Source organism: Rhizobium bangladeshense (assembly GCF_017357245.1).
Classification (GTDB): domain Bacteria; phylum Pseudomonadota; class Alphaproteobacteria; order Rhizobiales; family Rhizobiaceae; genus Rhizobium; species Rhizobium bangladeshense.
The window spans coordinates 181561-201431 of sequence record NZ_CP071617.1; the positions used below are offsets into that span (position 1 = coordinate 181561).

Annotated in this window: 21 protein-coding genes and 1 pseudogene; 15 read left to right on the forward strand and 7 right to left on the reverse strand. The window is 62.8% G+C overall.

Annotated features, from left to right (window positions below; all coding sequences use genetic code 11):
- Window positions 1-26: 26 nt before the first annotated feature.
- Together J2J98_RS30015 and J2J98_RS30020 are read right to left on the reverse strand one after the other, a co-directional pair.
- Complete coding sequence (locus tag J2J98_RS30015; protein ID WP_207604208.1) at window positions 27-356, reverse strand: Atu4866 domain-containing protein; 330 nt, start codon at window positions 354-356, stop codon at window positions 27-29.
- 79 nt (window positions 357-435) lie between these two features.
- Window positions 436-990, reverse strand: a complete 555-nt coding sequence (locus J2J98_RS30020; RefSeq protein WP_207604209.1) for a nuclear transport factor 2 family protein — start codon at window positions 988-990, stop codon at window positions 436-438.
- Between the two features lie 172 nt (window positions 991-1162).
- Between J2J98_RS30020 and J2J98_RS30025 the strand changes: the two genes are divergently transcribed.
- The 4 genes from J2J98_RS30025 to J2J98_RS30040 all read left to right on the forward strand — a co-directional run bounded on the left by J2J98_RS30025 (window position 1163) and on the right by J2J98_RS30040 (window position 4158).
- Entirely contained in the window at window positions 1163-2053 is an 891-nt protein-coding gene (locus J2J98_RS30025) for a LysR family transcriptional regulator (RefSeq protein ID WP_207604210.1), read from the forward strand.
- A 262-nt stretch (window positions 2054-2315) separates the two neighbouring features.
- Window positions 2316-2783 carry a universal stress protein gene (locus tag J2J98_RS30030; RefSeq protein WP_138395812.1) on the forward strand — a complete coding sequence of 156 codons (468 nt, stop codon included), beginning with the start codon at window positions 2316-2318 and terminating at the stop codon, window positions 2781-2783.
- A gap of 131 nt (window positions 2784-2914) precedes the next feature.
- On the forward strand, window positions 2915-3832 hold the full coding sequence (locus J2J98_RS30035) for a DnaJ C-terminal domain-containing protein (RefSeq protein ID WP_207604211.1): 918 nt from the start codon (window positions 2915-2917) through the stop codon (window positions 3830-3832).
- A 2-nt stretch (window positions 3833-3834) separates the two neighbouring features.
- On the forward strand, window positions 3835-4158 hold the full coding sequence (locus J2J98_RS30040; RefSeq protein ID WP_207604212.1) for a chaperone modulator CbpM: 324 nt from the start codon (window positions 3835-3837) through the stop codon (window positions 4156-4158).
- 28 nt (window positions 4159-4186) lie between these two features.
- On the opposite strand, the gene J2J98_RS30045 is transcribed toward J2J98_RS30040, so the two are convergent.
- The 3 genes and pseudogenes from J2J98_RS30045 to J2J98_RS30055 all read right to left on the reverse strand — a co-directional run.
- Window positions 4187-5116: a phosphatidate cytidylyltransferase gene (locus J2J98_RS30045; RefSeq protein ID WP_207604213.1), complete on the reverse strand. Its 930-nt coding sequence runs from the start codon at window positions 5114-5116 to the stop codon at window positions 4187-4189.
- On the reverse strand, window positions 5113-5733 hold the full coding sequence (locus J2J98_RS30050) for a lysophospholipid acyltransferase family protein (RefSeq protein WP_207604214.1): 621 nt from the start codon (window positions 5731-5733) through the stop codon (window positions 5113-5115). Before J2J98_RS30050 ends, J2J98_RS30045 begins: the two co-directional genes overlap by 4 nt.
- Before the next feature lie 35 nt (window positions 5734-5768).
- Window positions 5769-5867 (reverse strand): annotated as a pseudogene (locus tag J2J98_RS30055) (CDP-alcohol phosphatidyltransferase family protein); the annotation flags it as partial.
- A 233-nt stretch (window positions 5868-6100) separates the two neighbouring features.
- On the opposite strand from J2J98_RS30055, the gene J2J98_RS30060 reads away from it, so the two are divergent.
- Genes J2J98_RS30060 through J2J98_RS30085 form a run of 6 tightly spaced genes read left to right on the forward strand, consistent with a single transcriptional unit; the run spans window position 6101 to window position 13332 of the window.
- Window positions 6101-7087 carry a BMP family protein gene (locus J2J98_RS30060; RefSeq protein WP_207604215.1) on the forward strand — a complete coding sequence of 329 codons (987 nt, stop codon included), beginning with the start codon at window positions 6101-6103 and terminating at the stop codon, window positions 7085-7087.
- A 7-nt stretch (window positions 7088-7094) separates the two neighbouring features.
- Entirely contained in the window at window positions 7095-8507 is a 1413-nt protein-coding gene (locus J2J98_RS30065) for an amidase (RefSeq protein ID WP_207604216.1), read from the forward strand.
- The gene (locus J2J98_RS30070; protein WP_207604217.1) at window positions 8504-10036 is read left to right on the forward strand and encodes an ABC transporter ATP-binding protein; all 1533 of its coding nucleotides are present in this window, start codon (window positions 8504-8506) and stop codon (window positions 10034-10036) included. Before J2J98_RS30065 ends, J2J98_RS30070 begins: the two co-directional genes overlap by 4 nt.
- A complete protein-coding gene (locus tag J2J98_RS30075) occupies window positions 10026-11075 on the forward strand; it encodes an ABC transporter permease (RefSeq protein WP_207604218.1) in 1050 nt (349 codons plus the stop codon). Before J2J98_RS30070 ends, J2J98_RS30075 begins: the two co-directional genes overlap by 11 nt.
- Entirely contained in the window at window positions 11072-12016 is a 945-nt protein-coding gene (locus tag J2J98_RS30080; RefSeq protein WP_207604219.1) for an ABC transporter permease, read from the forward strand. The genes J2J98_RS30075 and J2J98_RS30080 overlap by 4 nt, the downstream gene beginning before the upstream one ends.
- A 26-nt stretch (window positions 12017-12042) precedes the next feature.
- A complete protein-coding gene (locus J2J98_RS30085) occupies window positions 12043-13332 on the forward strand; it encodes an amidohydrolase family protein (protein WP_207604220.1) in 1290 nt (429 codons plus the stop codon).
- Between the two features lie 48 nt (window positions 13333-13380).
- Here J2J98_RS30085 and J2J98_RS30090 read toward each other — a convergent pair whose 3' ends face one another.
- Window positions 13381-14160 (reverse strand): class I SAM-dependent methyltransferase, encoded by a 780-nt coding sequence (locus tag J2J98_RS30090; RefSeq protein WP_207604221.1) that lies wholly within the window; start codon window positions 14158-14160, stop codon window positions 13381-13383.
- Window positions 14161-14265: 105 nt separating this feature from the next.
- Between J2J98_RS30090 and J2J98_RS30095 the strand changes: the two genes are divergently transcribed.
- Window positions 14266-15132 carry an alpha/beta fold hydrolase gene (locus tag J2J98_RS30095; RefSeq protein ID WP_207604222.1) on the forward strand — a complete coding sequence of 289 codons (867 nt, stop codon included), beginning with the start codon at window positions 14266-14268 and terminating at the stop codon, window positions 15130-15132.
- Between the two features lie 65 nt (window positions 15133-15197).
- Here the strand turns inward: J2J98_RS30095 and msrA are convergent, their stop codons facing one another.
- Complete coding sequence (msrA, locus tag J2J98_RS30100) at window positions 15198-15707, reverse strand: peptide-methionine (S)-S-oxide reductase MsrA (protein ID WP_138395823.1); 510 nt, start codon at window positions 15705-15707, stop codon at window positions 15198-15200.
- A 187-nt stretch (window positions 15708-15894) separates the two neighbouring features.
- Between msrA and J2J98_RS30105 the strand changes: the two genes are divergently transcribed.
- The 4 genes from J2J98_RS30105 to J2J98_RS30120 are packed head-to-tail and all read left to right on the forward strand — an operon-like array spanning window position 15895 to window position 19868.
- The gene (locus J2J98_RS30105; protein ID WP_207604223.1) at window positions 15895-17040 is read left to right on the forward strand and encodes an extracellular solute-binding protein; all 1146 of its coding nucleotides are present in this window, start codon (window positions 15895-15897) and stop codon (window positions 17038-17040) included.
- Window positions 17040-17930: an ABC transporter permease gene (locus J2J98_RS30110; RefSeq protein WP_207604224.1), complete on the forward strand. Its 891-nt coding sequence runs from the start codon at window positions 17040-17042 to the stop codon at window positions 17928-17930. The genes J2J98_RS30105 and J2J98_RS30110 overlap by 1 nt, the downstream gene beginning before the upstream one ends.
- Window positions 17931-17947: 17 nt before the next feature.
- Window positions 17948-18754: an ABC transporter permease gene (locus J2J98_RS30115; protein WP_375337116.1), complete on the forward strand. Its 807-nt coding sequence runs from the start codon at window positions 17948-17950 to the stop codon at window positions 18752-18754.
- 34 nt (window positions 18755-18788) lie between these two features.
- Complete coding sequence (locus J2J98_RS30120) at window positions 18789-19868, forward strand: ABC transporter ATP-binding protein (protein WP_138395827.1); 1080 nt, start codon at window positions 18789-18791, stop codon at window positions 19866-19868.
- The last annotated feature ends 3 nt before the right edge of the window (window positions 19869-19871 follow it).

A 19871-nucleotide genomic window follows, 5' to 3' on the forward strand; every position in this document is an offset into this window, starting at 1 on the left:
TTTACGCATCGCGGATGCTCGCCCTGTCAAGGCGTCGCTGGCTTGCGGCGCAAGATCATGCCGCCATGGTGCAGTGTGTTCGCATCGACGAAATCGCCGTCGGCGGTGAAACCCGTGTCGTCCCAGTACTCGATATGCTTCCCGTCGACTTCGTAACGGCCTTCATAGGCACGTTCGCGCTGACCGCGGGCCTCGACGTAACGTCCGCTCGGCAGAAGTTCATGGCGAACACGGTTGTCGTCGGTGACCCACATGCCAACGTAAGGATGGTTCGGCTGCAAATTGGTCTCCTGCGCTTCTGCGGGTTGAATCGAAAGGGTGGCCGCCGTGATGAGTGCTGCGAATGGCTGCCGCATAGTCGGGCTCCGTTAAGCGTTGCTATTCTCGGTTTGGAGGCGATAGCGCATAGGTGCGCGGTGCCGGTTCGGGCGTCGGTCATTGATCGCGCGGAGCGTTATTGTCGACAACCTGCTGATAGGCAACGAGGTCCAGGAAGGCTTCCGCATCGACGACGAGGCCGTCCTTCATCCTGAATATCCAGACAAACTGGTTGCGATAGGGCGCGCCCGACGTTGTGGTCGCGGTTCCGTCAAAACGAATGATGATCGTGTCGCCGTCGGCAAAGATGTTGTGCACCTCCGGCATGATCGCCGTCGCGAGACGGCTGGTCAGGGGACGCGATGCCCGTTCGATAAAGTCCTTCTGGTTGCGATAGGTGCCGGCGACCGGCCCGGAGCCATGGATCGTCCAGACGACGTCGGGAGCGAGAAGTTCCGCGAAGACGTAGGTACCACCACGCCATTTTTCGAAGGCAGCTTCGACGATAGCCTTGTTCCGCTGCTCGATCGCGGAACTGTCAGGGGCCCGCGCCTGCGTTGCCGCGGTGGTGGCAATGGCTGCACTCGGCAGGGCGAGCGACAGCAATGCCAGTGTGATCAGAGCTGTTCGGCTCGCGCCGGCGACCCACTGGCGTGTCGGAAGAATGGTCATGGTATCAGTCCTTTCCTGTTGCTGAGAGCTTGCTAAGACCATCGATCGGCAATGAAGCTGCGTGCACCGTCAACGGCCTCGCGTCGTTTGAGCGGTCAGTCGCAGCGTAGACGCATCGATAAGGTCGAACAACTTGCCCAATAATGACCGCTCTGGTAAATAGATCTAACCAATGGCAATCGACCTGAATGGCATTTCTGTTTTTCTGGCAGTCGCCGAAGCGCGGAGCTTTCGCGTGGCCGGGGAGAATTTGGGCGTCACACGGCCGGCGGTCAGCCAGGCCATCCGCCGTCTGGAGGACCGGCTGGGCGTCGCGCTCGTACGCCGCACGACGCGCAGTGTCAGTCTCACGGAGGCCGGCGAACAACTGTATCGGAGGGTGGCGCCGGCTATTTCGGAAGTCGGACTGGCGCTCGACGCGACTGCGGACCGCGACAGCGCACCGGGCGGACTGTTGAGGCTGGCGGTGTCATCAATCGCCGAGCAGTTCATCTCCGGGCCGCTTCTGGCCCGCTTCGCGGACACCTTTCCCGCTATTCAGATCGACGTGACCGTCACGGACGAGGAATTCGACATCGTTGCGGAAGGCTATGACGCGGGGGTACGTTTGGGCGAAGTCATTGATCAGGATATGATTGCCGTTCCGGTATCCGGCGAGCAGCGCCAGGGCGCCTTCGCTGCGCCGTCCTACATTGAACGTTTCGGCAAGCCCGAACATCCTTCAGAGCTCTCGTCGCATCGTTGTATCGGCTGGCGTCCAGCGCCACACAGCGCACCTTATCGTTGGGAATTCGGCCAGCATGGCCGCGAGTTCGACGTGGCTGTCGACCCCCAGATCACCACCAACGACATGTGGCTTATGATCCGCACAGCCTGTGCCGGCGGCGGCATCACCTTCGGGATGGAGGACACCTTCAAACCCTATGTCGAATCTGGTCAGTTGGCTCCTCTCCTTCAGGAGTATTGCCCTCCCTTTGCCGGCTTCTTTCTTTATTACCCCAGCCGGCGCAATCTGCCTCCGAAGCTTCGGGCACTGGTCGACCATGTCCGGCGGTGGCGATAGCATCCGTCCACGAGATCGCCGTGGTGACAGGCAGTGCCAGGCTAGGCCGGGTCGACGCGGATCCTGCGGGCCAAGGCTACCTTTAAGCCATGGCCGCATCGCGGATGGTCGCTGGATTGCCCACCCGATCGCGTTGCTTTCGTCGAAGACGCCGTTCAGGTAAACCACATTGCGGCTCAGTCCGGCTTGACTTTAGTCAAAGCAGGCGCTGTCGATAGCGCTATGATGACGAAAATGGCTCGCCTTCGAGGATATAGGCTCAATGTATCGCACGATCATCTGCGGCATCGGCATGGGCTCGCGACAGACGGCAAACCGCCTGTTGCGCCGGGCTGCGGCGCTGGTGGACGACGGCGGAACCATTATCGTCATGCACGTTGTCGAGAACATCCCGCACCGTCACCTGACTGACATTCCCGAGGAATTCGAGACTGCTGCCATTGTCGACGTCGAGCAGAAACTTGCATCGTGTTGCAAGGAGCTGGGCATCCCGGCGAGGATCGAGGTTCGCATCGGCGTAGCCGCCTCGCTGCTCGTGTCGGCCGCCAGGGAAACAGCGGCCGATCTCATCCTGCTGTCGTCACACGTGGCCGATATCACCGACTATGTTTTCTCGTCGATCGTAGAGAAGGTTGTGCGCCATGCCGGGTGCTCGGTTCTTATCGACCGGCGCCTCGATCATCACCGCGAGGATGCCGAGGCTCAAGCAGAAGACGTCGCTTTGCTCTGATCCCGGCGAGCTTCCGCCGATCATGGCACGACCGGCTTGACGCTCGCGGGCATCCCCTCCCCGGCGGCGGCCCGGCAACCTATATCAATCCCAACCAACCAGCAGTATTCACTGCCTGACCGGAGATATGCATGAGCCAGGATCCCTATGAGCTTCTGGGCGTAAAGCGGGATGCAACCCAGAAGGATATTCAGAGTGCGTTCCGCAAGCTCGCCAAGAAACTTCACCCCGACCTGAACCCCGGCGACAGACACGCCGAGGAAAGGTTCAAGGAAATTTCGACCGCCTACGAAATTTTGAGCGACGAAGAGAAGCGCGGGCGCTTCGATCGCGGCGAGATCGATATGACGGGCGCCGAGCGGGTGCAGCGCAGCTATTATCGTGACTATGCCACAGCCGGCGGTCCGGATAATCCCTATCGCAACAGCGCCGGCTTTGCCGATTTCAGCGATGCCGATGATATTTTCGCGAGCTTCTTTTCGCGCCGGACCGGCGGCGGTGGCCGGGCACGCAGCCAGGGTCAAGATCGGCGCTTCTCCATGGAGGTCGATTTTATCGAGGCCGTCAACGGCACCAGAACCGAGGTCAAGCTTCCCGACGGTCCCGCGCTCGAGGTCAAGATTCCGCCCGGAACCCGCGACGGCCAGACCTTGCGGCTGCGCGGCAAGGGCGAGCCGGGCATCGGAGGCGGGCCGGCGGGGGATGCGCTGATCGAGATCCGCGTGCGCCCGCACCGCTTTTTCACGCGCGACGGCGATGACATCCGCCTGGAACTGCCGATTTCCCTCAGCGAGGCTGTGCTCGGCGGCAAGGTGCGCGCGCCCACACCTTCGGGAGCGGTCAGCCTGACGCTGCCGCCGCATTCCAACACCGGAAAGGTCCTGCGTCTCAAGGGCAAGGGCGTTCCAAAACGCGGCGGCGGACACGGTGACGTCTACGTCTCATTGAAGATCGTGTTGCCCGATAGCCCTGACGAACGGCTGACCTCCCTGGTGAAGGAATGGGCGACCGCACATCCATACGATCCGAGGAAGAACATGGAGGCCTGATCATGAATGATCACGAATTCCGTCTTTGCTTGGAAATCGATGTGGTTCAACTCGATTTCTGGGTCGAACAGGGTTGGTTGATTCCGGAGACGTCGCGGGGGCAAAGGCAGTTTCGCGAAGCCGACGTCGCCCGCGCCCGGCTCATTCTTGATCTCATGGGCAATATGGGCGTCAACGAAGCCGGCGTCGATGTCGTCATGGATCTGGTGGACCAGCTTCATGGCATGAGGGGAACCATGGGCAAGCTGCTGACGGCGATCGGCAGGCAAGAACGGGACGTTCAGCAGCGTCTGTTCGATAGTCTTGAGGAGGTCGACCGGTTTTGAACGGCCGGACGCATGATATCGGATGTCCTCACACCGTGAACCAGTAGCGGACGATGTGGAAGAACAGCGGCGCTGCGAAGGTGATCGAGTCCAAGCGGTCGAGCACGCCGCCATGCCCCTCGATGACATAGCCCCAGTCCTTGGCGTTGAGGTCGCGCTTGATGGCCGAGAGCACGAAGCCGCCGAAGAAGCCCGCGACCACGACGACCGTGCTGACGGCCGCCGCCTGCAGAGGCGAGAACGGCGTCAGGCGATAGAGCAACGTTCCCACAAGGATGGCCGAGGCGCCGCCGCCGAAGAGGCCTTCGAGCGTCTTCGACGGGCTGATGTTCGGCGAGAAACGACGCTTTCCGAGAAGCTTGCCCCAGACATACTGGAAGACGTCGCTCAGCTGCACCACGATGACGAGATAGATGAGAAGAAGCGCCGGGGGCGTGCCGGTCTGCAGCATCAGCAGTGCGGGCGCATGGCTGATCGAATAGACCGTCAGCATCAATCCCCATTGCACCCTGGCGGTTCGCGCCAGGAACTCGTTGACGTCGCCCGTCAAGGTCGCCACCGCCGGCAGGATCAGAAAGGCATAGACCGGGATGAAGATCGCAAAGAGGCCGTACCATAATGTGCCGAGCAGCACATATTGCACCGGCAGCACCACGAAGAATGACAGGAAGAGCGCCAGGTGGTCGCCACGTCGCGACGGCGTCAGCGTCCAGAATTCGCGGAGCGCCATGAAGGAGAGGAATGCGAACAGTACGACCACCGCAGTATCCCCGAGCAGGAGCGCGCCGCCGAAGACGGCGACCATGATCCACCAAGACCGAATTCGGGCATTGAGGTTATGCACGGTGGCAACGGATCCGGGGTCCGTGGCGCGCCGCTGGAGGATGAAACCGATGGCGGAGGCGACCGCCAGCAGGCCGAGGATTGCGGCCAGCACAATGGAGAAAAAGCTGGTCATTCGACAGGCCCCCCGCGCGCGAGCTCGATGACTGCTGCACGGGCGCGGGCCAGGAATGCGTCCTTTCCTTCGCCCGGTTCGACGCGTAGCGGCTTGCCGAAGCGCGCCGTGCAGGTGATCGGCACGATCAGCATGCTCCCCTTGGGCAGGATGCGCTGAAGGTTGTCGAGATGGATCGGCACGAGTTCGACATCGGGGAAACGGCAGGCAAGGCGATAGATGCCGCTGCGGAAAGGAGCGATTTCATCCGTGGCGCTTCTCGTCCCCTCGGGAAAGATCAGGATCGAACGGCCCTCCTCGAGCAGGCGCTCGAGCGGCTCCAGCGGGTTGCTGTCCGGCAGCGGCTTGCGGTCTATCAGGACGGCGCGCAGGCCTTTCTCCGCGATGAAGCGGCGGAAAGTGCTGGTTCCCCAATAATCACGTGCGGCCACCGGATGGGTAAGCCGGCGTACCTGATACGGCAGGGCGGCCATGACGGCGACGGTGTCGACGTGGCTGTTGTGATTGGCGAAATAGATGCGGCGGCGTGTGTCGGGCGTGCAGCCCCGCCACTCGCTTCGAGCGCCGACCATGATACGGACGAACAGCACGAGAAGCCGACGGACGAGTGCGCTCATAACTTCTCCAGGCAACGGCCGAGGTTCGTCGTGCGCGTGATAAAGGTGCGCGAAAGCCGCGTACTCACGGCGATCGCCCCCGACGACGACCGGCTCGCGATCGGCCGCCGCGAGGCGTCCTCTTCTTCAACCATTTCAATTTCCCCAACCCGATCGTCTATGCATATCCTGCCAGAGTCGCCGCGCCAAGCCCCGCAGATCCGGCTCGAGAAGCACGATGGCACCGGGCGTGCAGCCTGCCACGTCTCGTTCTTTCAGCCAGGTTACGGCGGCCGATCAGCCTGATTTTTAAGCCTATTCGCTGCTTGACACATTTTTGGGCGCTACTATGATTTTTGAACCAGATGGTCAAAACGGGGAACAATCAATGACCAAAGACATCCTGATTTCACGCCGCGCAGTGATCGCGTCGGGCATTGCGCTTGGCGTGAGCGGCTTCGCGCCGCTCGCTAGAGCGGCTGCGTCCTTGAAAGTCGCCGGAATTCATGCGTCGCCGGTCGAAAATGCTTGGAACTCCTGTCTGCACAAGGCACTCCAGGACGCCGCCAAGGACGGCGTCATCGAATATGTCTTCTCCGAAGGCGTCTCCGGCACCGACTATCCGCGCGCCATGCGCGAATATGCCGAACAGGGCAATAAGCTGATCATCGGCGAGGCCTATGCGGTGGAAAAGGAGGCGCGACAGGTTGCTGCCGACTACCCCGATACTGCTTTCGTGCTTGGCTCGAGCGGCGAGCAGGCCGGCGACAACTTCGGCGTCTTCGGCACCTGGAACCACGATGGCGCCTATCTGGCCGGCATGCTGGCAGGCAAGATGACCAAGTCGAACGTCGTCGGCTCGGTCGGCGCCATACCGATCCCCGAGGTCAACATGCTGATCAACGCCTTCGCCGCGGGCGTCAAGGCGGTCAACCCCGATGCCAAGCACCTCGTCTCGTTCATCGGGACCTTCTTTGACCCGCCGAAGGCGCGCGAAGCCGGTCTCGCGCAAATCGACGCCGGCGCCGATATCCTGTTCGGCGAGCGCATCGGCACGGCCGATGCCGCCAAGGAACGCGGCATCAAATCGGTCGGCTCGCTGATCGATTACACGCCGCGTTATCCAGATACCGTGTTCGCCAATGCCATGTGGTATTTCCGCCCGATCCTGAATGCTGCAATCGCCGATGTCGCCGCCGGCAAGCCCGTTGGCAGGAACTACACGTCTTACGGCCTGATGAAGGAAGGCGGCAGTGATATCGTCTTCGTCAAGGGCGTGGCACCCGCCGAGGCGGAGGCTGCGATGGAGGCCAAGCGCGCGGAGATCAAGGCCGGCACCTTCGAAGTTCCGAAGATGATGGACGAGCCGAAGTAGTCGGTTCATGCAGGGCGACGCGACTGAGCTGGCGGCGGCGATCAGGCATGGCAGCCTGAGCGCTGCAGAGGCGATGCAGGCCTCCATCGACGCGGCCGTGCAGCATGAGACGCTCGGCACGATCGCTCATCTCGATGCCGCAATGGGTCTCGCCGCAGCGCACGCCTGCGACCGGGAACGGCGCAGCGCGCCCGATGATTTTTCTGGGCGGCCCCTTGCGGGGGTGCCGACCTTGGCGAAGGACCTTGGCGGTCCCTTTCGAGGACTGCCCGTGACGGCGGGTTCCCGCCTCTTTGAAAGAAAGGGCGGCGAAGCGGATTCCGATCTGGCTTCCCGGTTTCGCGACGCCGGCCTCTGCCTGTTCGGCCTGACGACAAGTCCGGAATTCGGTCTTTCGCTCGCCAGCGAACCGGCGATCGGGCCTGTCTGTCGCAATCCGCTCGATCCGGCCCGGACCGCGGGCGGCTCCTCCGGCGGCGCGGCGGGGGCGGTTGCGGCCGGGATCGTCGCGATTGCGCATGCCACCGATGCCGGCGGCTCTATCCGAGTGCCGGCAGCCTGTTGCGGCCTCGTCGGACTGAAGCCGACCCGAGGCGCCATTCCGGGGGGGCCATCCTTCGGCAACCACCTCGCCGGCATCGCGAGCGAACTGGCGGTGTGCCGGTCGGTGCGGGATATGGGGCTGATTTTCAGCCGGCTGAGCGGTCATGCGCGCGGACCTGTTCCGGACCCCTCCCCTGTCGAGATCGACAACGGCCGTTTGCGGATCGGCCTGCTGACCGACACCGGGGCGGTTTACCCGACTGAGGGTGATCGCCTTGCAGCAGTCGAGGACGCGGCGCGCATGCTCGAACGCGATGGACACCTTATCGTTCCACTCGCCTCGGCCGAGTTCGAATGGAGCGTCGCCGCCAGCGGCCGCGCCTTTGCCGACATCGTGTCCGTCAACCTCGCCGCCCTCATAGAGGTGGCGGCTCTTGAGGAAAGCAGGGCCGAGCCTCTCACGCAGGCTTTCGCGGTGCGTGGACGGGCGCTTTCTTCGACCATGCTCTGGAACACGCTGAACGATGCCGTTCTGGTGAGTCATCGTCTTTGGAGGCTGTTCGACAAGGTCGATTGCATCCTGACGCCGATGCTTTCGTCCGCGCCTCTTGCGATCGGCTCCTTTCCGACCGATCATGCCGATACGGATCTGCATCTCGAGAGAATGATGGCATTTGCGCCGCTTGCCTGCCTCGCCAATATTTCGGGTTTTCCTGCTTTGGCGCTCTCCTTCGGACAGGATCGACAGGCCATGCCGCTGCCGGTGCAGTTCATGGCGCCGATGGGCCACGAGCCGCGCCTTCTGTCGCTTGCCGCACGCCTGGAGGCCGAGGGGCGATGGCAGCACCGGTTTCCGGTGGCAGGACTTCCGTCATGACCAGCCCCGTTCTGGAAATTCTCGGCGTCAGCAAACGCTTCGGCGCCAACCTTGCCAATGATGATATTTCCATGACCCTGGCCAAGGGGGAGGTCGTGGCCCTGCTCGGGGAAAACGGTGCCGGCAAGACGACGCTGATGAGCATTCTTTTCGGCCACTACACACCGGATGTCGGGCGAATTCTGATTGAGGGCGCGGAGGTGCCGCCGGGCAAGCCGCGTGCGGCGATCCGCGCTGGTGTCGGCATGGTGCACCAGCATTTCTCGCTGGCGCCCAATCTGACAGTGCTTGAAAATGTCATGACAGGCGCCGAAAAGCTGTGGTCCTGGCGCTCGGCAACTTCAGCGGCGCGCAGGAAGCTCCTGGCCATTTCCGAGCGCTTCGGCCTAGCGGTCAATCCCGATGCCCGTCTCGGCGACCTGTCGGTCGGCGAGCAGCAGCGGGTGGAGATCCTGAAGGCGCTCTATAACGACGCCCGCATCCTGATCCTCGACGAGCCGACTGCGGTGCTGACCAACATCGAGGCCGAGCGGCTGTTCACGACACTGAAGGAAATGGCCCGCCAGGGCCTGTCGTTGATCTTCATCTCACACAAACTCGATGAGGTCATGGCTGCAGCCGACCGCATTGTCGTCTTACGCGGCGGCAAGATGGTCGCCGAACGCAGGGCAGCGGAAACCAGCAAGGCGGAGCTCGCCGAACTGATGGTCGGGCGGCGCGTGACACGGCCCGTGCGCGAGCCGTCGGAACCCGGGGCCGTCGCCCTTGAGGCTGACGGCGTGACGGTACGCACCGGCGGCGTCGACCGGCTGAAATCAATCAGCTTTCGGCTGCACCAGGGTGAGATCCTCGGCATCATCGGTGTTGCGGGCAATGGCCAGGCGGCGCTGGCGCATCTTCTTTCCGGTACACTGGCGCGCAGCGCCGGGGACCTTCGGCTGTTCGGGGAAGTCGTTGGCCATCTTAGGGTCTCAGATGTCGTGGAAGCCGGCATCGGCCGCATTCCCGAGGACCGCAACCACGAGGGCGTGATCGGGGAAATGGCGATCTGGGAAAACGCCGTTTTGGAGCGCATCGTCTCGCCGGCCTTCTCGCGCCGCGGTCTCGTCAATCGCAGGGCCGGCATGGCTTTCGCCAGGGAGATTATCGACGGATTCGATGTTCGCGGCGGCGGGCCGGCAACCCGCACAAGGCTGCTATCCGGCGGTAATATGCAGAAGCTCATCCTCGGCCGCAGCCTGTATCGGCGGCCGCGAATCCTGATTGCCGCGCAGCCGGCCCGGGGCCTTGACGAGGGTGCCGTAGCCGCTGTGCATGCACGCCTGCTCGAAGCCCGCCGGCAGGGAACCGCCGTGCTGCTGATCTCGGAGGATCTCGACGAGGTGATCGCGCTTGCAGATCGCATACAGGCGATCGTCGGTGGCCGCTTGTCGCCGCCCGTCGATGCCGAAGGAGCCGACGGGCGCAGGCTGGGGCTGATGATGGCCGGCGAATGGCAGGAAACCCGCGAGGCCGGCCATGCGATTTGAGCGCCGCGAGCACCGCCCGCTTTCCCTGCTGATCGTCACGCCTGTTGTCGCCGTCATCGCCGCGCTTGCGCTCGCCGGCATCCTGATCTCGATCGCCGGCGCGCCGGTGCTGGATGCCTATTGGCGGATCCTGACCGGCGCCTTCGGCTCGCGGCTGTCGGCGACCGAAACGCTGACGCGGGCAACGCCGCTGATGTTGACCGGGCTTGCTGCGGCCGTCGCCTTCCGGGCGCGGCTCTGGAATATCGGCGCCGAAGGCCAGTTCTATCTCGGCGCCATCGCCGTTGCGGCGGCAAGCTCGAAACTGCTGGGCAATTTTCCCGCTCCCATTCTCATCCCGCTCCTGCTGCTGATCGGCGCCATCGCCGGCATGGTGCTGATCCTGGTTCCGCTGTGGCTCAGGCTGCGCTTTTCGGTCGATGAGGTCGTCACCAGCCTGCTCCTGAACTTCATCGCCGTGCTTTTCGTCTCGATGCTCATCGACGGGGTTCTCAAGGATCCGCTTGCCTTTGGCTGGCCGCAGTCGCAATCCGTCAGCGATCACGCCATGCTGCCGAAGCTGATCGCCCGCTCGCGCCTGCATATCGGCTTTACGATCGCGATCGCTCTTGCCGTCGTCGTCCATTTCGTCCATTCCCGCACCGTTTTCGGCATGCAGTCCCGCGCCGCCGGCCTCAATCCCGCCGGCGCGGTCTTCGCAGGCGTCCCGCTCGGTAGAACGTTGGTGAAGGTCGCCTGTCTCTCGGGCGGGCTTGCGGGGCTCGCGGGAGCGATCGAGGTAATGGGGGTCAAGGGTTACGTGACAACCGATCTGTCGCCCGGTTTCGGCTATGCCGGTATCGTTGTCGCGATGCTTGCCAACCTCAATCCGCTCGGCGTCGTCTTCGCCGCGATTTTTACGGCCACCATGTTCGTGGGCGCCGACGGCATGAGCCGTGGCCTCGGCATCCCAACCTATATCGCCGACGTCACGGTTGCGCTGTCGCTGCTGACGATGCTGGTTGCGTTGTTCTTCACCCAGTACCGGATCCGGCGATGATGCAAGTGTTCGATATCATCGCCTCCGCCGGCCTCTGGGCGGCAATCCTGCGCATCGCTACGCCGCTGATCTTCGGCACGCTCGGCGCGCTGCTGTGCGAACGGGCCGGCGTGCTCAATCTCGGCATCGAAGGCATCATGACCTTCGGGGCGATGATCGGCTGGCTGTCCGTCTACCATGGCGCCGATCTCTGGACCGGCCTGCTGATTGCTGCGGTCGCTGGCGGCATCTTCGGCCTGCTGCATGCGGGGCTGACGGTGACGCTCGGCCTCTCACAGCACGTCTCGGGCCTCGGCGTCACGCTCTTTGCTTCCAGTTTCAGCTATTATGTCTTCCGGCTGATCGTGCCGCTTGCCAATACGCCGCCCACCATCATGCCGTTCCAGCCGATCGCCATTCCCGGCCTCTCGACGCTGCCTTTCCTAGGCCCGGCCTTCTTCACCCAAACGGCACCGACCTATCTTGCGATCCTGATCGCTCTCGTGATGGCCTACATCATTTTTCGCACGCCCGTCGGGCTTGCGATCCGCATGACCGGCGAGAACCCGCATGCGGCGGAAGCCCAGGGCGTCAATCCGATGAAGGTGCGTTACGGCGCGGTCATCATCGGCAGTGCGCTGATGGGAATGGGCGGCGCCTTCCTGACCTTGTCGGCGTTCAACAGCTTCTTCCCGACCATGGTGCAGGGGCGCGGATGGATCTGCATCGCGCTCGTCGTATTCGCCTCCTGGCGTCCGGGCCGCGCGCTTTTCGGCGCCCTGCTCTTCGCCTTCTTCGATGCCTTCCAGCTTCGGCTGCAAACCGTGCTGAGCGGGCTTGTGCCCTACCAGCTCTTCCTGATGACGCCCTATATCCTTTCCATTGCCGCGCTTGCCGTCATGGCCCGCCGCGCGCGCGTTCCGCAGGCGCTGATGCAGCCCTATCGCCGCGGTGAGCGCTGAGACCGTCCACATCCAACGAGGTTCCGATGTTCGATCTGATCGTCAGAAACGCAAATCTCCCCGATGGCCGCACCGGCGTCGATATCGGCATCAAGGGCGACAGGATCATCGCTGTCGAGCGCAATCTCCAGGCGCAGGCGGGAGAAGACATCGACGCAACCGGAAGGCTGGTCAGTCCGCCTTTCGTCGATCCGCATTTTCATATGGACGCTACCCTGTCGCTCGGCCTGCCGCGCATGAATGTTTCCGGCACCTTGCTCGAAGGCATCGCGCTCTGGGGGGAGCTGCGTCCTATCGTGACCAGGGAAGAACTGGTTGATCGCGCGCTACGCTATTGCGATCTGGCGGTGACGCAGGGCCTGCTCTTCATCCGCAGCCATGTCGATACGAGCGATCCCAGGCTGGTGACGGTCGAGGCGATGACCGAGGTCCGCGAAAGGGTGGCGCCCTATATCGACCTGCAACTGGTCGCCTTCCCGCAGGACGGCTATTACCGCTCGCCGGGCGCCATCGATGCACTCAACAAGGCTCTCGACCTGGGCGTCGATATAGTCGGCGGCATTCCCCACTTCGAACGGACGATGGGTGACGGCACGGCCTCGGTCGAGGCGCTCTGCCGCATCGCTGCCGATCGCGGCCTGCCGGTCGATATGCATTGCGACGAAACCGACGATCCGCTGTCGCGCCATATCGAGACGCTGGCTGCGCAAACCATTCGCTTCGGCCTGCAGGGTCGTGTTGCCGGCTCTCATCTGACGTCGATGCATTCGATGGACAATTATTACGTTTCCAAGCTGATCCCGCTGATGGCGGAGGCGGAGATCAACGTCATTCCCAATCCGCTGATCAACATCATGCTGCAGGGACGGCACGATACTTATCCGAAACGCCGCGGCATGACCCGTGTGAGGGAATTGATGGATGCCGGGCTCAATGTTTCCTTCGGGCACGATTGCGTGATGGACCCGTGGTATTCGATGGGATCGGGCGACATGCTGGAGGTTGGCCACATGGCGATCCATGTCGCGCAGATGGCCGGCATCGAAGACAAGAAGAAGATCTTCGACGCCCTGACCGTCAACTCGGCGAAAACGATGGGCCTTGCAGGCTACGGCCTGGAGAAAGGATGCAACGCCGATCTGGTGATCCTCCAGGCGCGCGACCCGCTGGAGGCGCTGCGGCTGAAGCCGAACCGGCTGGCGGTGATCCGCCGCGGCAAGGTCGTCGCCCGCTCGGCGCCGCGCATCGGCGAACTTTTCCTGGATGGTCGTCCGGCCCGGATCGACGGCGGCCTGGACTATGCGCCTCGCTGTTGAAAGACGACGCGGACCACCGGTGAATTCGAGGTGCTGTTCGCCTCTGCTCTATGCCGCTGCCCGGCGCGCCGTGATGATCCATGCGCGCGAGTCGAAGAATACGCCTTCTGAGGTCATACGAAGCTCCAGCAAATCGCGCAGCCGCCGCAGCGGTTCTTCGGGCGGTTCACCAGCATGTGCAAGCGCGTCTTTCACGAGATAGAGGCCGGCGAGCGCATCGAGTGCCGCATCCACATTTGGTCCGTAGAAGACCGGCTCTCGAACGTCGATAAAGTCGATCGAAGTAAAGCCTGCTGTCCGTAAGAGCTCGTTAGCGACAGCAGGATCGCCGAGCGAAAACGGATCGGGAGTGCCTGCGGAAACCGTAGCCGGCGCCGCCAGAGCCTGCCGGATAGCATCGGACCACTCGTTGCGCTCCCGGCTCTGCCACACCATCCACGCAAGGCGTGCGCCCGGACGCATCGCCCGGCCAATATTCGCAAAGGCCGCCGCCGGGTCGGCAAAAAACATCACGCCGAAGCGGCTGATGCAGAGGTCGAAACTGGCAGCGGGAAATGCGTGGACTTCGGCGTCGCCCTGTTCGAAGGCGGCATTGCGTAGACCCTCGGCGGCGCTCCGCCGCCTCGCGATCTCCAGCATCTCCGCGGAGCTGTCCACACCGACCGCTTGTCCCCGCGTCGCGGCGCGGGCGGCCTCGCGGGTCGTCTGCCCCGCACCGCAGCCGATATCGAGCACCCGGTCAGCGGTACCGACATTGGCAGCATCCCGAAGCTGCCAATTGTGTCGCGCCAATTCTGCGTCGTAAAAGTCGGCAAGATCCAGCGCCATTACGCCCCTCCTCGGTTGACTATCCAAGTTCGTCAAAAACAGATTGCATGTCGGGATCGGTTATGCAACATAAAACCGGTTTCAGTAAGCAATCGGATGTAAGCCATGGGAGCAGCCAGATCGTCTCCGGTCGCCGACAAGGTCGTCGAGTTCCAAGGTGTGCAGCTCCAGACTCAGGCATTCGGCAATCCGGCCAGCCCGCCCGTGCTGCTGGTCATGGGAGTGATGTCTTCCATGCTGTGGTGGCCGGAAAGGTTCTGTGAGGAACTCGCCGTCCAAGGACGCTACGTCATTCGCTACGACCAGCGCGACACGGGGCTTTCCACGTATTATCCGCCAGGCGAGCCGAGCTATTCGTTTAGCGATCTGGCCGACGACGCCATCGCCGTTCTCGATGGTTATGGAATTGAAGCCGCGCATCTGGTGGGCATGTCGATGGGCGGTTTCGTTGCGCAGGAGGCCGCACTGCGTCATCCCCGGCGGGTGCGGACGCTCACCCTGATCAGTTCGTCGCCAGTTGGGATCGGCGGGTTGCCCTCCTCCACCGCAGCTTACAAGGAACATTCCGCCGCTGCCGAGAACATCGATTGGTCCGACCTTGAAGCCATCGCTGATTTCATGCGGCGTGACTCAGCCATGCTTGCCGGCACGAAGCATCCGCACGACGCCGAGGCCGCGAGCGCTCTGATTGTCCGCGATATGGACCGCGCACCATCCTATGTCAGTGCGACGAACCACTTCATGCTGTTGAGCGGAAATGAGGGGGCAACCTTACATGCATCCCGAATAGAGAAGCCGGTACTCGCAATCCACGGCACATCAGATCCGCTATTTCCAATTGAGCATGGAGAGGCCTTCACGCGTGCCGCCCCGAACGCAAGATTGCACCGGATCATTGGCGGAGGACACGAAATTCATGATCTGGACATCGACGAGGTGGTGCGCGCAATCGCGGGCCACACGATATCCTGAGGTCGGGCAAGTCGATGCAGCAGCGATGCATGCCGGCATCCAGATGCCGGCATGCATGAAGAGCGTCAGGCGATCTTCTGGCGGGCCGGCAGTTTCCAGCCCGGCCGGACGAAGTGGCAGGTATAGCCGTTCGGTATCCGCTCCAGATAGTCCTGATGTTCGGGCTCGGCCTCCCAGAAATCGCTCGCCGGCACGACTTCGGTGACGACCTTGCCGGGCCAGAGGCCCGATGCGTCGACATCGGCAATCGTATCGCGGGCGACGCGCTCCTGTTCCGGGCTGACGTAGAAGATCGCCGAGCGATAGCTCGTTCCGACGTCGTTGCCCTGGCGGTTGCGCGTGGTCGGGTCGTGGATCTGGAAGAAGAATTCGAGGATTTCGCGATAGCTGATCCGGGTGGGATCGAAGATGATCTCGATCGCCTCGGCATGGGTTCCGTGGTTGCGGTAGGTGGCATTCGGCACATCGCCGCCTGTATAGCCGACGCGGGTCGAGATCACGCCCTTGTACCGGCGGATGAGGTCCTGCATGCCCCAGAAGCAGCCGCCGGCGAGTACTGCACGTTCTTCGGTCATTTGATATCTCCTTGTTTGCCGAGAGATAGTGTCTCCTGCTGCCGAATTCCATACGGCGGAAATCAGCACAGCTGTGCAATTTCCTTTCGAACAGGGCCGTCCTGTCATGCCGATGTTACGCGCCGACGCTAGCAAAGCCCAGGACAATCCGCGGAGACAGAGCCGCGACACCTGATGGAGATGGGTTATGAACAGGCGTGAATTTTTGATCGCATCGTCGGCTGCGGCCGGTCTTCTGGCTCTTCCGCGCTTCGCATCAGCCGCGGCTGGCACGATCGACCTCTATAGCGGTTCGGACGCCAACATCATCGATCTCTGGAATAACATCATCCGTCCCGCCTTCGAAAAGGCCCATCCCGGCCTTGCCGTGAAGGTGACGGACGCCGGCGACAATAACGGCTTGCGCGCCATCGCTGACCGTGCACTCGCAGCCCTGAAGAGCAAAACCAATCCGCAGGCCGATCTCTTCGAGCATTTCGATCCGCGCCTGCCGTCCGGCGGCATCGATGCCGGCCTCTGGGTCAAGCTCTCCGCCGAGAACATCGAAGGCTACGACCTCATCAACCCGCTCGCCCTCGATACCCCCTACTCCCTTCCCTATCGCGGCTCGCAGGTCCTGCTCGCCTACGACACGACGAAACTCGACCCGAAGGATGCGCCGAAGAGCTGGGAGCAACTCACCGCGTGGATCAAGGCCAATCCGGGCCAGTTCATCTATAACAGGCCTGACAAGGGCGGCTCGGGCGGCAACTTCGTCCGCCGCGCGATTCACGAGGTCAACGGCCGCGATCCGAGCAAGTTCAAGGTCGACAATTTCTCCGCCAACTTTGCCGGTGAGGCCCTGACGCCTGCCTGGAAGATCCTAGGCGACCTCGCCCCTTCGCTCTATGACAAGGGCGCCTACACGGCCGGCAACACGCAGTCGATCCAGCTGCTCGCCCAGGGCGTCGTCACCATGGTGCCGGTCTGGTCGGACCAGGTACTGCAGGCGATTTCCCAGGGTGTGCTGCCGGATACGACCGGTCTGGTGCAGCTCGGCGATCTCGCCCTTTGCGGCGGCTTCTCGAGGATTACCGTGTTCTCGAACGGCGCCAACAAGGATGCGGCGCTGAAGCTCGCCGCCTTCATGTTGACCAGGGAAATGCAGGAAGCGATCATCACCGAGATCGGCGGTTTCCCCGGCATCTCCTGGGACCATATCTCCGATGATCTGCGCAAGAAATATGCCGACGTCATCCCCTCGACCATCCCGACCTTCCCGAGCGGCGATTGGGAAACGGCGATCAACGACGGTTGGTACCGCAACGTTGCCCCTGGCATCAGCCGCACCTGATGTCTGCCGAGGCTGCGCCGGCGGCTCCGCGCCGCTCCCGGTTCATCGACAGGGGGAGCTCGATCGGGCTCCTTCTTGTCGCCATGCCTGTCTTCCTGCTCGCATGGCTGATCATCTTTCCTATCTTCTCGGCGGTCGTCGGTACGATCTTCGTTCGGGGTGCTGACGGAGCGACGGAATTGTCGCTGGCCTCGTATCGCTTCTTCTTCAGCGATCGCTACAGCCTCAGCAATCTTTGGGTGACGCTCTGGACCACCGCCGTCTGCGGCATCCTGCTTCTGGCGATCGGTCTCCCGATCGCGCTTTACCTCAGGTTTTCGCAAGGGCGTCTCGCCGCCTATGTGCAAGCCGTGGCGATCTTTCCGATGTTCGTGCCGTCGATCATCCTCGCCTATGCGTTGATTAGAACCATCGGTCCGAACGGCACCGTCGACCTGCTGCTGAACGCCGTCGGTCTGCCCAAGCTGCGCACGCCCTATCTGACGCCGTGGGGTCCCGTCATCGGCCTCGTCTGGGACAATCTGCCCCTGACGGTGCTGATGCTGACGGCCGGGCTTTCCTCCGTGTCGAACAGTGCGATCGAGGCCGCCCGCGACGTCGGCGCAAGGCCGCTTCGGGTCTTTGTTTCGATCATCCTGCCGCGCATGGGCAATTCGCTGCTGGTGACCGCTTCCTTCGCCGTGCTCGGCATCTTCTCCGCCTTCACCCTTCCGTATGTGCTCGGCCCGGCATCGCCGGAGATGATGGGACCGTTCATGCAGCGCACCTTCGCCGATATGAACAATCCGCTTGACGCCATGACGCAGGCCGTCATCACCTTTGGTATCTGCCTGGTCTTCGGCATCTTCTATGTCCGCTCGATTGCCCGCAGCCGCGAGACCAGACCATGAGCGACGGCAGACCAGCTATGAAACCTCGCTTCGACTGGATCGGCCTGCTCTTTGCCGGCCTGCTGACGCTGTTTATCGCGCTGCCGCTCCTCGTCGTCGGAACATGGGCCTTCACCGAAGTGTGGCGCTACCCCTCGGTGATCCCGCAACAGTTCGGTCTGCGCTTCTGGGGCCAGACGCTGGCGCGTCCCGATGTCTGGGAGGCACTCCTTCTCAGCCTTCGATCGACGACGACCGTCACCCTTCTCTCCGCCGTCATCTGCCTTCCCGCGGCCTATGCCTTCGCGCGCATGCGCTTTCCCGGCAGGAATATCCTCTTTCTCTCGTTCCTGGCGTCTCATGCCTTTCCAAAGTTCTGCCTGCTCGTCGCCATTGCCGGCATCTTTCTGCAGCTTGGCCTGATCAGCACATTCTGGGGTGTCGTGCTGATCCAGCTCGTCAGCACGCTGATGCTGATGATCTGGATCCCGGTCGCCGCTTTCCAGAACGTCGACCGGCGCATGGAAGAGGCGGCGCGCGATGCCGGGGCAACGCCGCTGCGCGTCTTCTGGTCGATCACGCTGCCGCAGGCAGCTCCGACCATATCCGCCGCACTGCTTCTGACCTTCGTCGGCACCTTCTACGAAACCGAGGGCGCCTGGCTGATCGGCGCGCCCGAGATCCGCACCATGCCGGTGCTGATGATCAGCTTCATCAACAACCAGATCGTCGTGCAATACGGGGCCGTGCTTTCCGTCATGCTGTGGGTGCCGTCCTTCATCGCGCTGATGTTTGCGCGCCGCGTCGTCGGCACCGGCGCCTTTGCGAGAGGTTTCGGCGCGTAAGCCGCCGCACAGCAATTCAGGGAAGGATTTGAGAATGGCACATCTGGCGATCGAGGGTGTTTCGAAGCTGTTCGGGACCGCCTTCGCGGTTCGCGACTTCTCGCTTGAAGTCGGCGACGGCGAACTCGTATGCCTGCTCGGCCCGTCCGGCTCCGGCAAGTCGACGCTTCTCAGGATGATCGGCGGCTTCGAACGCCCGAGCGGCGGAACGATCCGCATCGACGCCAGGGACGTGACGAACCTGCCGCCCGAGCGGCGCCCGACCGGCATGGTGTTCCAGAGCCACGCCCTCTGGACTCATATGGACGTCTTCAACAACATCGCCTTCGGTCTCAAGCTTCGACGGCTGCCGAAAGCGGAAATCCGCGAGCGCGTCGAGAACGCGTTGGCGCTCGTCGGCCTCGCCGATTACGGGCGGCGGATGACGAGCCAGCTGTCGGGCGGGCAGCAGCAGCGTGTCGCGCTCGCCCGCTCGCTGGTGCTCGAGCCAAAGATCCTTTTGCTCGACGAGCCCTTCGCCAGCCTCGACCAGCACCTGCGCGAAAGATTGCGGGAGGAGGTGCGCGATATCCAGCAGCGCCTGGGCATCACCACGCTCTTCGTCACACATGGCCAGGACGAGGCCCTGGCGCTTGCCGACCGCATCGTGGTCATGCGCGATGGGCGCACCGAGCAGATCGCCCCGCCGAGCATCATCTATCGGCAGCCGCAGACGGCCTTCGTCGCCGGCTTTATCGGTTCGATGAATTTCGTCGAGAGCCACACCAGAAACGGTGTCTGCGAACACACGCTCTTTCCTCTGCCCGTTCCCGTCGAAGACGGTCCGGTGACACTGGCCACCCGCCCGGAGGCGCTGACGATTCGTCCCTCGGAGCGGGTCGATGCCGCGACGGTGCATCGCACCGTCGATTTCGGGACGCATAAAATGATCGAGGTGGATCTTGCCGACGGCACTCGCCTGAAGGCGATGGTGCCGCCGGACGATCGGGTTCAGGCCGGAATGAAGGTCGAGCCGAGTTTCGTGAGCTTCTTTGCCTTTCGCGACAATGCTCTTGTGCATCAGTCGATGCCGGCAAGGAACGATGCGGAAGCTGGGCGGCTGTTGCCGGTTTGAAGC

What these genes read in the sequence shown, in the direction of transcription:
- J2J98_RS30015 (WP_207604208.1), bottom strand. Translation starts at nt 356, where the DNA reads ATGCGGCAGCCATTCGCAGCACTCATCACGGCGGCCACCCTTTCGATT.
- J2J98_RS30020 (WP_207604209.1), bottom strand. Translation starts at nt 990, where the DNA reads ATGACCATTCTTCCGACACGCCAGTGGGTCGCCGGCGCGAGCCGAACA.
- J2J98_RS30025 (WP_207604210.1), top strand. Translation starts at nt 1,163, where the DNA reads ATGGCAATCGACCTGAATGGCATTTCTGTTTTTCTGGCAGTCGCCGAA.
- J2J98_RS30030 (WP_138395812.1), top strand. Translation starts at nt 2,316, where the DNA reads ATGTATCGCACGATCATCTGCGGCATCGGCATGGGCTCGCGACAGACG.
- J2J98_RS30035 (WP_207604211.1), top strand. Translation starts at nt 2,915, where the DNA reads ATGAGCCAGGATCCCTATGAGCTTCTGGGCGTAAAGCGGGATGCAACC.
- J2J98_RS30040 (WP_207604212.1), top strand. Translation starts at nt 3,835, where the DNA reads ATGAATGATCACGAATTCCGTCTTTGCTTGGAAATCGATGTGGTTCAA.
- J2J98_RS30045 (WP_207604213.1), bottom strand. Translation starts at nt 5,116, where the DNA reads ATGACCAGCTTTTTCTCCATTGTGCTGGCCGCAATCCTCGGCCTGCTG.
- J2J98_RS30050 (WP_207604214.1), bottom strand. Translation starts at nt 5,733, where the DNA reads ATGAGCGCACTCGTCCGTCGGCTTCTCGTGCTGTTCGTCCGTATCATG.
- J2J98_RS30060 (WP_207604215.1), top strand. Translation starts at nt 6,101, where the DNA reads ATGACCAAAGACATCCTGATTTCACGCCGCGCAGTGATCGCGTCGGGC.
- J2J98_RS30065 (WP_207604216.1), top strand. Translation starts at nt 7,095, where the DNA reads ATGCAGGGCGACGCGACTGAGCTGGCGGCGGCGATCAGGCATGGCAGC.
- J2J98_RS30070 (WP_207604217.1), top strand. Translation starts at nt 8,504, where the DNA reads ATGACCAGCCCCGTTCTGGAAATTCTCGGCGTCAGCAAACGCTTCGGC.
- J2J98_RS30075 (WP_207604218.1), top strand. Translation starts at nt 10,026, where the DNA reads ATGCGATTTGAGCGCCGCGAGCACCGCCCGCTTTCCCTGCTGATCGTC.
- J2J98_RS30080 (WP_207604219.1), top strand. Translation starts at nt 11,072, where the DNA reads ATGATGCAAGTGTTCGATATCATCGCCTCCGCCGGCCTCTGGGCGGCA.
- J2J98_RS30085 (WP_207604220.1), top strand. Translation starts at nt 12,043, where the DNA reads ATGTTCGATCTGATCGTCAGAAACGCAAATCTCCCCGATGGCCGCACC.
- J2J98_RS30090 (WP_207604221.1), bottom strand. Translation starts at nt 14,160, where the DNA reads ATGGCGCTGGATCTTGCCGACTTTTACGACGCAGAATTGGCGCGACAC.
- J2J98_RS30095 (WP_207604222.1), top strand. Translation starts at nt 14,266, where the DNA reads ATGGGAGCAGCCAGATCGTCTCCGGTCGCCGACAAGGTCGTCGAGTTC.
- msrA (WP_138395823.1), bottom strand. Translation starts at nt 15,707, where the DNA reads ATGACCGAAGAACGTGCAGTACTCGCCGGCGGCTGCTTCTGGGGCATG.
- J2J98_RS30105 (WP_207604223.1), top strand. Translation starts at nt 15,895, where the DNA reads ATGAACAGGCGTGAATTTTTGATCGCATCGTCGGCTGCGGCCGGTCTT.
- J2J98_RS30110 (WP_207604224.1), top strand. Translation starts at nt 17,040, where the DNA reads ATGTCTGCCGAGGCTGCGCCGGCGGCTCCGCGCCGCTCCCGGTTCATC.
- J2J98_RS30115 (WP_375337116.1), top strand. Translation starts at nt 17,948, where the DNA reads ATGAAACCTCGCTTCGACTGGATCGGCCTGCTCTTTGCCGGCCTGCTG.
- J2J98_RS30120 (WP_138395827.1), top strand. Translation starts at nt 18,789, where the DNA reads ATGGCACATCTGGCGATCGAGGGTGTTTCGAAGCTGTTCGGGACCGCC.